Here is a 13,569-nt window from a genome sequence, read left to right as displayed (position 1 = left end):
CCTATATTCTTTAACTCGTTTCAGACTTTTTCAAAATAAGTGTCCGGACGTGCCGGGTCGAAACACTCGTTGCACCACATGAAAGTCACCAGGTCTTCCGTTTCCGAAAGGTTGACAATGTTGTGCGTATAGCCGGGAATCATCTCCACGACCTCCATCCTCCCGCCGCTTACCTCGAAGCTGACAACCTCCTCCGTACCTATCTTGCGGAGCTGTATCAGACCGTGTCCGCTCACCACCACAAACTTCTCGTTCTTGGTATGGTGCCAGTGCTGGCCTTTCGTAACGCCCGGCTTGGAGATGTTCACCGAGAACTGCCCGCAGTCGGAAGTACGGATAATCTCTGTAAAACTGCCGCGGTCGTCCACATTCATCTTCAGGGGATAGCTGAACCGTTCTTCAGGCAGGTATGAGAGGTATGTGGAATAGAGTTTCTTTGTAAAGGCATCGCTCAAATCCGGGACGGACAAGGTACCGGGCATTTGCCTGAAAGACCTTATCAGTTCCACAATGCCGCCCAAGGTAATGGTATGTACTACGGGTACTTCGCAATAATCCCCGTTGCGGTGTTCCATGCCGCTCAGGGCAGAGATAAGCTCGTCCACCACATCGTCTATGTAAACCAGATGCATCACCACCGAAGGGTCGTTCACCCGGATGGGCAAGTCATGGGCGATGTTGTTGCAGAAAGTGGCCACCGCGCTGTTATAGTTGGGGCGGCACCATTTGCCGAAAACATTCGGGAAGCGGTACACCAGTACCTTTGCACCCGTTTCCCTGGAGTACTCGAACAACAGTTGCTCCCCTGCCCGTTTCGATTCACCGTAAGGGTTGTCGAGTGCGGCCTGCGTGGAAGAGGAAATCATTACCGGACAGGTATTGCCGTACTTCTTCAATGTATCAAGCAGCGTGGAGGCGAAGCCGAAGTTCCCTTTCATAAACTCAGACGCATCCTTGGGACGGTTCACGCCTGCCAGATTGAAGACAAAGTCAGCTTGTCTGCAATAGACATCCAGTTCGGCAGGGTCACTGTCCATGTCATACTCGTAAATAGTAAGTTCCTCACCTGCAATGCCGTAATTACGGGCTTTCCCGTCACGGATGTTGTGCAGCTGGGATACAAGGTTCCGGCCGACAAACCCTCGGGCGCCGGTCACTAAGATTTTCATAAACTAATGGGATTGGATAGGATGGAAAAGTTAACAATGGCTATACTATTCACTCTTGATTTCCGCGCTCTTCGCCTTTTCCTCCATTCCGAGGTCTTCGCGGATGAAGCGGAGTTTCAAAAGAAGCTTTTTCATGCCCTCCACATCCAGGCGGGCGGTGTTATGGCTGTGATAGTCCTCTATACGGGCAATATCCTCATTGCCTTCCGTGAAGAACTTGTCATAGTTCAGGTCACGGGTGTCGCAGGGGATGCGGTAGTAGTCGCCCATGTCGACAGCCTTTGCCATCTCTTCGCGGGTTACCAGTGTCTCATACAGTTTCTCGCCGTGGCGCGTGCCGATGGTCTTCACCTCCGTCTCACCGTATTTCGGATCAACCTGCGCGTATGTTTCCTTCAAGGCCTGCGCCAGTACATCCAAGGTGGCGGCAGGAGCCTTCTGCACGAACAGGTCACCGTTATGCCCGTGCTCAAACGCATAGATTACCAGATCCACGGCATCGTCCAGCGTCATCATGAAGCGGGTCATGTTGGGGTCTGTTACCGTAATGGGCCTGCCGTTCTTTATCTGCTCCACCCACAAGGGAATTACAGAACCGCGGCTTGCCATCACATTGCCGTAACGGGTACAGCAGATGGTCGTACCGGCTTCCTCACCCAACGCACGGCCCTTGGCTATGGCAACCTTCTCCATCATGGCCTTGCTGATACCCATGGCATTGATGGGATAGGCGGCCTTGTCGGTAGAAAGCACCACCACATTCTCTACACCATGCGCTATGGCGGATTCCAGTACATTATCCGTACCGATCACATTGGTCTGCACAGCCTGCAACGGAAAGAACTCGCAGCTGGGAACCTGCTTCAAAGCAGCGGCAGAAAACACATAATCCACTCCCATCATTGCACCGTCCACAGACTGACGGTCACGCACATTACCTATGTAGAACTTTACCTTGGGATTTTGCAGGTGATGACGCATGTCATCCTGCTTTTTCTCGTCACGACTAAAGATGCGGATTTCCTTGATGTCTGAATCAAGAAAACGACGTAATACGGCATTACCGAAGGAACCGGTGCCTCCGGTTATAAGGAGGACTTTGTCTTTGAATATGGACATAATTATTTATATGATTATTCTCAAAAATGAAAGATTACACATTCTCACTTATACATTGTTATAATATCCCATCTGCAAACGTGAAATAATAGCCTCTGCAAAATGCTCGGTGTCCGTTACAATACGCATAGAATTATCTATCATTTTTTTATCATATCCTTCAAAACCAAAAACAGTAGAAACAAATGGAATACCTTCTTCTATAAGAGAAAATAATTTCAATTTTACCCCTCCTCCAATAATATCTGGATTAACATAAAGAGCACCTTCCACACAAGGGAACCCCTCCATTACCCAAAAGCCATGTCCGAATATTTTCCGAGAAGGATTATTATACATTTCTGTTCTTCTCCCCCATAAATGAAATTCAATCTCAGAAATAGATTGTTGTATTTTAGGTAACACCTTATTAACAAACCAATCTATAGATTTTTTTTTATGCGTATCAATACCACCAAACCATATTAGTTTAGAAATACTCTTTGGTTGTTCCAAAGAAATATTTGGAAGTTTAGGTCTAAAAGGCCATACGGTACAATCTGAAAAACGGCCAGTTATTAGCTGATAAAAGTTCAAGTCCTCTTGACTTATAAAAATTTTGTAAGCCAAAGAATCATTTATTATTTCTTTTTCCAACTTTGTAGCAGCATCTAATAAATAATCAAATTTCCAATCAACTTTTAAAGCCAAAAGTTTTTTTCGACTTAAGATTCGACTATATAAATTGTGAAACCTTACCTTTATCACTTTACTAGGGAATAAATATCTTAAAGCCCTATAAAAAAGGACTTCATCACAATATATGTTCTCAATATCATATTTTCTCAAAAAAGAGAGTTTAGAAACTGGTAACTCTGTAGAAAGTCTATTGTGAATAACATTACCAATCCTATACAAACTATAAAGAGGCGAATAAGGTAAACAAATCACATTTTTCTGTCGTAATATAGTATTTGTATGGTAAACTACAATATCATCTTCTTTAACTGACAACATATTAAGGACCTCCCTTACTGCAATTCCATAGCCATTTTGCGATTCTGGGAATTCAGGAAATATATATAAATCCATATACTAATTATGAAATATTTTTAAATAATTTAAGCCATTTACTTCCAACTGATTCCAAGGAATAGTACAAAGAAGAAGAAAAACCTGCATGGCTCATTTTCATTAGTTCTTCCTTATTATCCATAAGCCATATTAACCTATCAGCATATTTCTTTTTGTCAAAAGGAGTTATTACAAATCCGTTAATACCATCTTTTATTATATCTTGAAGTGCCTCAAAACTAGCAAATGCTATAGGAACAACTCCATACGTCAAAGCCTCAATCAGAACCATAGGAAATCCTTCATAAGAAGATGTTAAGCAAAAAATAGATGCATGTTTATAATAAATAGTTGGATCACAAAAATCACACCAAATAATGTTATTTAAATTACGTTTATCAGCATACGCTTTTGCTCTATTATTGTCACCTCCCCCTACAATTCGTAAAGACCAATCCTTTTTAACAGAAGAAACTATTTCCCATATATCCAATAAGTAATCTATCTTTTTTTGAGAAAAATCTAAGCGACCAACATAAAGGACCTCCTTTGATTTGGATTCAAACAATCCTTGATTAATAAAAGATGCAGGATTAGGAATACAGCCTATTTTACTCATACTAATATTTTTTTGAAAAAAAACAGCTTCATTCAAATAAGAAGGTGAAAGGAATAAAGTACATTCTGATTTCTTGAAAAGATATTGAAAATGTTTTGAATATTTCAAATAGTATAACTTTAAAAGCAAAAACTGAAAAAAAACATTAGAAAATATTTTTTGAAACAACAATGGATATGAATGTACTATTGCATAATTCTTTATAGGAGATAAAAGAGAATTATGAATTACGGATATTATCTTAACTGGAATCTTATCAAGATGTAAAGTAAAAATAAATTTTGAAAATAAAGGTGATAATCCATTCTGATTGATTATTATAGATATGCGTTTATTGAAAATCAAGTTTTCAGCATATCTAAGATTTTCAACAGACATTAAATCTTCAGAATTAGGAAGAAAATAGTGACAATCGGAACACATACCCATCTTTTCAAAAGAAAGAAAAAACACCCTATACCCATTATCTTTAAAATATGTAGCTAATACATCTGTCACCCTCTCTACGCCACCGTTAGTCGAAATAATAGGTTTATAATACCAAAACAAAATACTCATTACAATTTGAATTTATAATGAAACACATTAGAATATAAGAATACAACTAACATAAATAAAACTATCAAAGAGAGTAACGCCGTTGATTTACTTAAATTATAATAGAAAACACCAAACATTACAATATCACAAGAATAAATGTAAAAAAATAATTTAATAAAATTACTAATCTTACTATTAAATAAAAAAGAAAGAATACTGAATAAAATAAATGAGAATATAAGGGTTCCACAAGTTCCAAAATCAAACAAAAAACTGCCTATAAATGTAGAAAATACATTTAAATAAAATCCAATTCTTATAACTGAATTCACATCCAATGAATCAACTCTATACTCTGTTGGAAATAAGCCTGAAAAACTCTTCCTGCCCCAAAATGTTGGTTCTTGAAATGAATCATAAAATCTTGAGTAATTTACAAATCCTTGTCCGAAATAATCAGCTATATTTAATAATACATTTTCAGAACCAAAACGACTTGCTGTAACGGAATACACAAAATAAAGAAAACCAATTATAACTACAGAAAAAGAAAAGACTATAGGTTTACTCAACGTTTTCATATAAGGTTTTAAAATCAAATAGAATAAAATGAATTGATAAATAAACCGAAAAGTTTCTCCTCTACCAGCAGCCAGTATATTAGATGATAAATTTGTTAAAGATGCAATAAATAGTAATAGTAGATAATACTTTACTTTTAAAAAGGTCCTAAAATAAAAAAACAAGAAAAGACAAAATGGACCAGCCGAATGGCCAATAGCTATCAAATACGACTTTAATCCAACTTGCGTATTAACCAGTCCTCCTTCTACATTCATAGCTCTAACTGCAGCCAAAGGTTGAGAAAAGGCTAAATAATAATTAGGTATATCAGAAATTATCCCTAATAAAGAAAATAAGCTTATTATTATAGCAATCCTCTTGAAAGATTGTTTATTATAAAGTAAATCAAAACTTAAAGTATTTCCGTATTGTAAGATAGGATAAAGAATCAAAAACAGACAAGATAGGTGATGGACAACTGCTTGCAAAGAAATTTCTATTTTTATATAATCTGGATGATATAGATGTAAACACACACCACAGATTGAAGATAGAAAATATAATAAAAGTATAAATGAAGAAGCATTAAGCCCTTTCCCTTTCAAGTTATATAATAGGCAAATGCAAAACGTTAAAGGATATAATAAAATCCACATTAATTAATTAATTATCAATAAGATCCATAAACTTCTTAGAATAAACCAAATCAGAGAATAACGTACTTCGTTTTCTTGCAGCTTCTCCCATCAACTGGCATTTTCGTTTATTATTTAACAAATTGATCATTGCATCTTTTAATTGCGTTATAATATTTTCATTGCGTTTAATTATAATAGCACAATCTTCATCGACCAATTCAACCATACCACCTGAATCAGTAACAATAAGCGGAAGTGAAGAAGCCATAAACTCAATACATGATAATGGACATGCCTCATCCCCAATAGATGGAACTATAGCAACGTTAGCCAAATGATAATAATCTTGAATTTTTTGATAAGGTATATATCCTGTAAAAATCACATTAGGCAATTCAGACGATAGGTTCTGTAATTCTTCAATAAAAGAAGTCTTTCGATCAGATGAAAAAAAAGAACTACCTATAATTAATAACTTAAAATTGAGATGTTGAATTTGCTTTATAGCTAATAACAATTCTTTTATTCCTTTTTCCGGAACTAATCGCCCTGAAAAAACAAATACAAAGTCATCATGACTAATGCCAAGCTGTTCACGTAATGACCATAAACATTCTGACTTTCCAAATCTTTCTAAGGATATGCCATTATATAAAACAGAAATGAGTTCTGGAGTACAATTGAGATGAGAAAGAATTTCATTTTTAATAAATTTACTGACAGCTAATACAAAATCAGAATTATCTATAATTTGTTGGTTAAATGAAGATGTGATTCCCAGATAATTATTATGCAAATGTTGTACCATACTCATATTCATTTTTCTTTTCAATGGTATAACAAACCAAGGAGCATTTTCAATAAGAACATAATCATAATCTGTATCCATTCCATTCATGACAGAATTTATAAATTGATTCCCAATATAAGGGAAAAAACGATTATATATCCATCGGAAAACTTGCTTTAATTTATAATTTAAAGAGTCAGTGTTGATATATTTAAAATCTGTATGCTTATAAGAACGAGACTTGAGAGCAGCTTCTTCATTATAAACTGAAAAAACGACAAAATTATAAGTGTGATATTTCTCATTATAATCCAATAAACATTGTACCAAAGATTCTACGGCTCCTCCTTTTACTGACGGCAAAGGTAATTTATCTCCAGGCAATATAATCGCTATTTTTCTCATGACACTAATTATAATAAGTGATAAAGTGATAAAATTTGCTTAAGATATATACAAAAAGACCTTTCAAATTATTGCCATATTGCAAATGCTCATTTTTCAAATCCTCATAATACTCACCACATGTCAGTTTATTAAATTCCAAAATAAATGCATTATATTTTAATCGAAAATGGAATCGTTTCATAAAAGATCGTTTTGCATAAGAAGCAGTCCATGCTATAGGAACATAAGCCCTATATACTCCCATCATAGAAGAAAAGCAATGAACTTTTCCATTAATCATTAAAAAAAAAGTAAGTGGAAGATCTCCAATAGGAGATTTTTTCAAATAGCTAGGCCTTTTATCAAGATATAACCTAGGAAAAACAAGAGATAATGTTGGTGTCAAATAGCCGTGTGCAAGAATTATTTCATTATTACTCAAATCCATATCATATGATATATAATCTGACTTAAGTTCCTCACCAGTCTGTTGATTAATACGCCTTACCATATGACAACAAAGAGAATAATCTGGATGATTTTCTAAAAAATCTACTTGCTTTTGTAACTTCAACGGATCAGTCCAATAATCATCCCCCTCACAAAGCGCAACATATTTACCTTTTACTAAAGGAAATAATATTTGACGTAACGGAGAAATACCTTGAGAATACTGGTTTCGAATCTGAAGAATTGGTTTAATAAGATTAGGATATGCCACAACATATTCATTAATAATACTCTGAGTAGCATCAGAAGACGCATCATCATGAACAAGAATTTCAAAATCAAATTCTGTTTTTTGCATTATAAGGCCATCTAAACACTGCCTTATATATTTTTCATGATTATACGTCAAGCAACATATGCTAACTGTCATTGAACCGTTCATTTATTTTAATCTTAATTCAGCAAAACGCTTTATTTCCATTTCACTTTTATAATCCTCAAACAACTTACGACAATCATATTGAGGCACATATCCTAATTCTTTCTTTGCATTTTCAATGTTCATTATGTACCCACCACCACAAACTTTGTCTGGTCTATATATAACTTCAGATGGTGACTCCTTAGGCGAAAAAACACTAATAATAGTGCGAATTTGTTCTTCTAATGTAATTGGCATTCCTGTACCCACATTATAAAAGCCACTTTCTTGTTCCACCTCAACAGCTTTACACAACATTTGACTAAAATCGTTAACATGAACCATATCCTTTGCATAATGAGGATCTCCCCATATCTCTATAGGTAGTCCTTTCTGAGCATTTTCAATCATTTGGTAAATAGGTCGCTTCGTCTTGACTCCATTAGGAAAGTAGTACGGATAAGGGCTATAGCTATATATTGTTGGAAGCCTAAAAATGAATTTTTTCAAACCGTATTCTTGATAATAATGCTCTATCAAGTCTAAAGCAGTATTTTTGGAAATTACATATATAGCATGATCACCCGTATAGCTAAAATTTGGTTTCATATCGGGTTTTAAAATAGTATCATGAGAATACAATGAAATATCAAAAACGGTTTGAGTATAAATTATCCTATCTACATGACATTTGCGGCAATACTCTAATACATTAAATCCTCCTATTACAATAGAATCTAAATACTTTATGGGGCAATAAGTATCCATATAAGAAGGTATTTGAGCAGAGAGTAGCATAACTGCATGTATATTTTCCATTGGAAGCTTATCAAAATCTTCTTCCTTCGTAATGTCCACAGAATAATATGGTATTCCCCTTTTGGAAAAAAAAGTAGTTTCGCGACGTCCTGAAGCTATTATTTCATACTCTTCCTTATTAAAGAAATTTAATGCGTATTCTAACAAATAAGACCCTGTATTACCGGTTGCTCCAAAAATAATAATTTTCTTTTTCATGATAAATGGTTATTTAAGTTAGATATTTTTTCAATTAATATATTCATTGTTTTTTCATCATATCTCTGATCTATAGGCAATGCAATCATATTATTCGCGATTGAGTATTCCAGACATTTAGCGTCTATCTTATTCACTACGTTTTGCCAATATTGAGGTACATATACGTGCTCTAATATTAATTGTTGGCGAAGCCCAGCTTTGCTCGTATAAAAAGGATATATCAACGGGACATTTTGATTTTCAGAAATACTAAAATCAAATTTATTAAATGCAGTTAATGCACTGTAGAGAAGATGATAATTAAAACGACGCCTTTCAATTATTGAGACGTAATCCAAAGAAGACAAAATTTTATCAGACAATACAGACATTCTATGTATCTCTTGATTTGACATCCTTTTTTCAGATTCTTGAAAATCTTTATAATACCCCTCTGCAGAGTCAGTTATACGCCCTATCAAGTAGTTAATATTATCAATAGGATTATAAATCGGGAAATCAATATCCAGTAACGCAGTTGTGTACAAATAAGCGCCATCTGGAACTCCAAAAAATTTACGGGCAGAATAAAATGTATCTACCCCTTCAATTGGTTTTGCAAAAAAAGCTTGTGCATTATCAACTATTAAGTTAGGATAAAACCGAGATAAATAAAGAACAGTATCTTGTTTTAAGCCGAAATAATTAGTATATAGAAAAGCCTCTGAGCTTTCTATTTTTTTATCAAACACAGGATCCAGTAAACTATTTATATGATAATATTCATACTTTACATTTAATTTCATGAGAGGTTCTATTATCACATCACAAGTGTAATATGGAATATACACTTTTGTATACCGTCTAGCTTTTAATATATACTCAAAGCATTGACGAGCAGTACTCAGTTTTATTGCACCTTGATGAAAATGTTTTCCTTCACGTATTTCCAGTTCAAAATAGCCACCTATTGACATCATTGTAAACTAAATGAATCTAATAACATACAAGTTTCTTCTTTAGAATTATTCATTAGTACATCTATTATTGATAAATATGGAACAAATTCTTTAGATTGCTGGGGATACCTTTTTATTATCGTATCTACAAATTTCAAATTAATACCATTTTGCATAAAGTCTTCCTTATTATAGATTTGTTTTCCACCTATAGCATTATAATAAGTATCTGCCGATAGTAACTTACAAATATGAAGAACTTTATCCTTTCCTTTTAAAGAGCAATCTTTAGGTAAATCTGAAGATAGCAATATTTCAGTCTGAATATTTAGATAATCTAAAATTTCTTTAAAACTATTAGCCAAGAAGAGAGCCAACTGTCTATTTGGAAACATAATTATCCTATACAACAATTCCATTGTTTCATGATAGAAAGGAGCTTTAGAGTAATTCAATTCCAATGTTTTCATAAATTTACGAAAATCATCTCCTATCTCTATTTCATTGAAATGTTTATAGGCACTAGCCCCCTTCAAAGTGATAGTAAACATTTTCTTTTCACCATTTACCAATATATTGTTACGATTCACCCACCCTCCTTTAATATAATTAACATCATCGTATACAACGTATTTATCAACAGCCTTAATTAGCTGGAAATAACCTATATAAGGCATAAAATAAGGTTGCATTATACCTAATTTCATTTCAATATCAGATTTAAAATTCTTTCAACATCTTCATTCGACAATCCACAATACATTGGCAAGCAGATTACACTTTTTGCCATTTTAGTAGCTACTGGAAGGCTTTCCAATTTTGCAGACTCCAATCCCCTATATGTAGAGAACTCGCTGATAAGCGGATAGAAATATCTCCGTCCCAGCACACCTTGTTCCTTCATCTTAAAATAGAGTTCATCCCGAGTCATGCCATATTTCTCGGCATCCACAAATATTGGAAAATAAGAGTAGTTGTGACGTACACCAAGCATATCTTCCATAAAACTGATGCCGGGCACTTCCCGCAAAGCATCACGATAACGAATAGCCACTTGACGACGGGCTTCTATCGCAACATCCACTTGCTTCAGGTTGAGCAAGCCAAATGCTGCACGAACTTCATCCATCTTACCATTAATACCAGGAGCCACAATCTCTGTCTCTCCTGCAAAACCAAAATTCTTCAGATAATCAATACGCTTTTTGGTCTTTTCATCGTGGCAAATCAATGCTCCGCCCTCCACGGTATTATATACCTTAGTGGCATGAAAACTAAGCGTCGACATATCTCCGGCATTCAATACCGACTTTCCATTCACCTCTACCCCAAAAGCATGGGCAGCATCATAAATGACCTTCAAACCGTATTTGTCCGCTATTGCCTGGATACGCTCTGTATCACAAGGCTTGCCATAAACATGTACCGGCATAATCGCCGTTGTCTTGGGGGTTATTGCCGCTTCTATTTTGTCCGGGTCAATGTTACAAGTTTCAGGGTCAATATCCACGAATACCGGCTTGATTCCATTCCACCACAAAGCATGGGTGGTAGCTACAAAACTATATGGAGTGGTTATTACTTCGCCGGTAATTCGTAATGCTTGCAGAGCACACATCAACGGCAGTGTGCCGTTGGTGAAAAGACTGATATAAGGCACCTTCAAATATTCACACAAAGCTTTCTCCAGTTCCTGATGATAATGACCGTTATTGGTCAGCCACTTACGATTCCAGATATCCTGCAAATAAGGAATGAAATCGTCAAGCGAAGGAAGTAATGGAGAAGTAACTGTAATCACTTTATTTTCCATTTTACTATAAAAATATATACTGATTTCTATTTTTTGTGAAGAGCCGACAACCCAAGCCGTTTTACCTCAAGATACTCTGGTAATCTTAACCTTTCGTAAACAGCAAAAGCCAATGTCAAACCAACTATAATCTGGATGGGTAACTGAATATAAACGGATATATCCAATAAGGAAAAAAGCCACATGACAGTAGAAACTATCAAAGAAACTGTAAAAACCGGAAACACGTCCTTGATTTGTTCCATGGTAGAATAGTGTATCAAGTCGGCAGAATAATGGCTATTTAAGAAATAGGCTATGAAAGAGATTAAGACACTGCCCCACAGCATATATTCGATGCCATAAAAGATGCCGACTACTATAGGGCCAATAGCTATAATTTTTTTTATAATTTCTAACTTCAAACACAAGTCCGAACGTCCTTTCACCTGCAAGATATTCAGATTGATGGCATGAAGCGGATAAAGCATACCACTGAAACAAATGATCTGCAGAAAGGAAACAGCAGTCAACCATTTCTCACCGATCAGAATTATAATCAAAGGTCTAGCCACAGCTGCAAGTCCCAGCATGCAAGCGAATGTCACAAGCATTGTAGTCTTTATTATCTGCCGATAAGCTTCGCGCAAGCGCTCCGGTTCTTCTTGAATGGAACTAAGCACCGGATAACTGACACGCTGGACAATACTGGTCAGATTACTGGAAAATATCGTATTGAACTGCTCTGCACGAGTATATTGCCCCAACTGTGCAGAACTGTAACAACGGCCTATAACCACATAATAAACATTCTTGTAAAGAGTATCCAATAATCCGGACAACAAGAGCTTATAGCCAAAACCGAACATTTCCTTGAAGCTTTTTACGGAGAATTCCCATTGGGGCATCCATTTACAGAATATCCAAAGAAACAGAGAATTCAGAATCTGCCGGGAAAGCTGTTGCCACACCAAACTCCATACTCCAAAGCCCACTATAGCCATGCCTACGCCAACCAATCCACCTGAAACAGAAGAGATTATGGATACTTTGGTCTGTGTCTTAAAATCAATACCTCTTACTAATATGGTACGGGGAATGATACCCAATGCATTAACAATCAGAATCAGCCCTATTACCCTTAACACATCTATCAAAACCAGTTCTTTAAAAAACAGACTGATAGCGGGAGCAGCTACATATAAAAGGATGTATAAAACAATACTGACTATCAAGTTAAACAAGAAAACCGTATTGTAGTCTACCTTTTCAATATGTACTTTCCGTATCAGTGCATTAGAGAAACCACTGTCGACAATGGAGTTGGACACCGCTATGAAGATAGCTATCATGGCCATAATGCCATATTCGGCAGGAGTCAAGAGACGGGCCAATATCAGGCCTACCAAAAAGGTAACACCGGAATTGGATATGTTATCGATAAAGCTCCACTTCGCACCATGGACAGCTTTATTTTTCAAAGATTCGGGCAATATTGTTACAAATTATTATTCGATCTCCTCCACCAGCGACGCATGCACAAACGTCGTCGCCACCGCCATCACCCCCTCGATGTTTACCACCACCCTCCGGTCATGGCGCACACGCACAAACACCCCTTCCACTCCTTCGAAGATGCCGCCGGTGATGCGTACCCGGGTTCCTTGGGAGAGGTTCAGCTCGGTGGGTTCAAGATAGAGCACAGCCTGGTCGTAGGTGCCAGACACGGCGATGAAGCTGCGCATCTGCGAGTCCGGGATGACGATGGGCTGACGGGTTTCGCGGTCCATGATATAGCGGATGGGGATGTTCATGCCCGGTTTGTTCTTTATTTCGTCCATACGCTCACGGGTGGAGCGGACGAAGACCAGGTTATGGACCGCAGGAACAAGCTTGCGCAGGCGGCGCTCTTTCCTCACGACATACTCATAGCGCATGGGAATATAGTTTTCAATGCCCGCTGCATCCAGGTAATCCTTGAAAAAAAGCTCTCGGCTATAGGTGACACGCACTGCATACCAGTGCATTTCTGCATTCTCGTTCACAAAAAAATATGATTGGGGGACACC

The 13,569-nt window shown here is 36.6% G+C and carries 13 protein-coding genes; all 13 read right to left on the bottom strand.

What is annotated here, in order from left to right:
• Positions 1-20 precede the first annotated feature (20 nt).
• From JXR92_RS12460 to JXR92_RS12400, 13 genes are read right to left on the bottom strand one after another with little or no spacing between them, the layout of a single operon-like run.
• The gene (locus JXR92_RS12460) at positions 21-1,169 is read right to left on the bottom strand and encodes a capsular polysaccharide biosynthesis protein CapF (RefSeq protein WP_138346204.1); all 1,149 of its coding nucleotides are present in this window, start codon (positions 1,167-1,169) and stop codon (positions 21-23) included.
• A gap of 45 nt (positions 1,170-1,214) precedes the next feature.
• A complete protein-coding gene (locus tag JXR92_RS12455; RefSeq protein WP_117713509.1) occupies positions 1,215-2,288 on the bottom strand; it encodes a polysaccharide biosynthesis protein in 1,074 nt (357 codons plus the stop codon).
• 48 nt (positions 2,289-2,336) lie between these two features.
• Positions 2,337-3,359: a hypothetical protein gene (locus JXR92_RS12450; protein WP_117713508.1), complete on the bottom strand. Its 1,023-nt coding sequence runs from the start codon at positions 3,357-3,359 to the stop codon at positions 2,337-2,339.
• A 7-nt stretch (positions 3,360-3,366) separates the two neighbouring features.
• Positions 3,367-4,518, bottom strand: a complete 1,152-nt coding sequence (locus JXR92_RS12445; protein ID WP_117713507.1) for a glycosyltransferase — start codon at positions 4,516-4,518, stop codon at positions 3,367-3,369.
• Positions 4,518-5,669, bottom strand: a complete 1,152-nt coding sequence (locus JXR92_RS12440; RefSeq protein WP_171030466.1) for an O-antigen polymerase — start codon at positions 5,667-5,669, stop codon at positions 4,518-4,520. The genes JXR92_RS12445 and JXR92_RS12440 overlap by 1 nt, the downstream gene beginning before the upstream one ends.
• 58 nt (positions 5,670-5,727) lie before the next feature.
• Positions 5,728-6,897 (bottom strand): glycosyltransferase family 4 protein, encoded by a 1,170-nt coding sequence (locus JXR92_RS12435; protein ID WP_117713505.1) that lies wholly within the window; start codon positions 6,895-6,897, stop codon positions 5,728-5,730.
• Positions 6,898-6,901: 4 nt separating this feature from the next.
• Positions 6,902-7,759, bottom strand: a complete 858-nt coding sequence (locus JXR92_RS12430; RefSeq protein WP_229104800.1) for a glycosyltransferase family 2 protein — start codon at positions 7,757-7,759, stop codon at positions 6,902-6,904.
• A gap of 12 nt (positions 7,760-7,771) precedes the next feature.
• A complete protein-coding gene (locus JXR92_RS12425; protein WP_016273686.1) occupies positions 7,772-8,767 on the bottom strand; it encodes an NAD-dependent epimerase/dehydratase family protein in 996 nt (331 codons plus the stop codon).
• Entirely contained in the window at positions 8,764-9,729 is a 966-nt protein-coding gene (locus JXR92_RS12420; RefSeq protein WP_117713503.1) for a hypothetical protein, read from the bottom strand. Before JXR92_RS12420 ends, JXR92_RS12425 begins: the two co-directional genes overlap by 4 nt.
• Positions 9,726-10,415 carry a WbqC family protein gene (locus JXR92_RS12415; RefSeq protein ID WP_016273684.1) on the bottom strand — a complete coding sequence of 230 codons (690 nt, stop codon included), beginning with the start codon at positions 10,413-10,415 and terminating at the stop codon, positions 9,726-9,728. The genes JXR92_RS12420 and JXR92_RS12415 overlap by 4 nt, the downstream gene beginning before the upstream one ends.
• Positions 10,412-11,521 carry a DegT/DnrJ/EryC1/StrS family aminotransferase gene (locus JXR92_RS12410; RefSeq protein WP_117713502.1) on the bottom strand — a complete coding sequence of 370 codons (1,110 nt, stop codon included), beginning with the start codon at positions 11,519-11,521 and terminating at the stop codon, positions 10,412-10,414. Before JXR92_RS12410 ends, JXR92_RS12415 begins: the two co-directional genes overlap by 4 nt.
• 26 nt (positions 11,522-11,547) lie before the next feature.
• Complete coding sequence (locus JXR92_RS12405; protein WP_117713501.1) at positions 11,548-12,993, bottom strand: lipopolysaccharide biosynthesis protein; 1,446 nt, start codon at positions 12,991-12,993, stop codon at positions 11,548-11,550.
• A gap of 15 nt (positions 12,994-13,008) precedes the next feature.
• Positions 13,009-13,527, bottom strand: coding sequence for a UpxY family transcription antiterminator (locus JXR92_RS12400; RefSeq protein ID WP_138346207.1), 519 nt, complete (start codon positions 13,525-13,527; stop codon positions 13,009-13,011).
• Between the last annotated feature and the right edge of the window lie 42 nt (positions 13,528-13,569).

Origin of the sequence: Bacteroides parvus (assembly GCF_017309675.2) — a bacterium.
GTDB classification, from domain to species: Bacteria; Bacteroidota; Bacteroidia; order Bacteroidales; family Bacteroidaceae; genus Bacteroides; species Bacteroides uniformis.
Note: the sequence above shows the minus strand (reverse complement) of the source record. Positions and strands in the feature narration are given on the sequence as shown.

Bases quoted from the DNA above. Each gene is read 5' to 3' on its own strand.
- JXR92_RS12460 (WP_138346204.1), bottom strand. From the start codon at position 1,169: ATGAAAATCTTAGTGACCGGCGCCCGAGGGTTTGTCGGCCGGAACCTT.
- JXR92_RS12455 (WP_117713509.1), bottom strand. From the start codon at position 2,288: ATGTCCATATTCAAAGACAAAGTCCTCCTTATAACCGGAGGCACCGGT.
- JXR92_RS12450 (WP_117713508.1), bottom strand. From the start codon at position 3,359: ATGGATTTATATATATTTCCTGAATTCCCAGAATCGCAAAATGGCTAT.
- JXR92_RS12445 (WP_117713507.1), bottom strand. From the start codon at position 4,518: ATGAGTATTTTGTTTTGGTATTATAAACCTATTATTTCGACTAACGGT.
- JXR92_RS12435 (WP_117713505.1), bottom strand. From the start codon at position 6,897: ATGAGAAAAATAGCGATTATATTGCCTGGAGATAAATTACCTTTGCCG.
- JXR92_RS12430 (WP_229104800.1), bottom strand. From the start codon at position 7,759: ATGACAGTTAGCATATGTTGCTTGACGTATAATCATGAAAAATATATA.
- JXR92_RS12425 (WP_016273686.1), bottom strand. From the start codon at position 8,767: ATGAAAAAGAAAATTATTATTTTTGGAGCAACCGGTAATACAGGGTCT.
- JXR92_RS12420 (WP_117713503.1), bottom strand. From the start codon at position 9,729: ATGATGTCAATAGGTGGCTATTTTGAACTGGAAATACGTGAAGGAAAA.
- JXR92_RS12415 (WP_016273684.1), bottom strand. From the start codon at position 10,415: ATGAAATTAGGTATAATGCAACCTTATTTTATGCCTTATATAGGTTAT.
- JXR92_RS12410 (WP_117713502.1), bottom strand. From the start codon at position 11,521: ATGGAAAATAAAGTGATTACAGTTACTTCTCCATTACTTCCTTCGCTT.
- JXR92_RS12400 (WP_138346207.1), bottom strand. From the start codon at position 13,527: ATGCACTGGTATGCAGTGCGTGTCACCTATAGCCGAGAGCTTTTTTTC.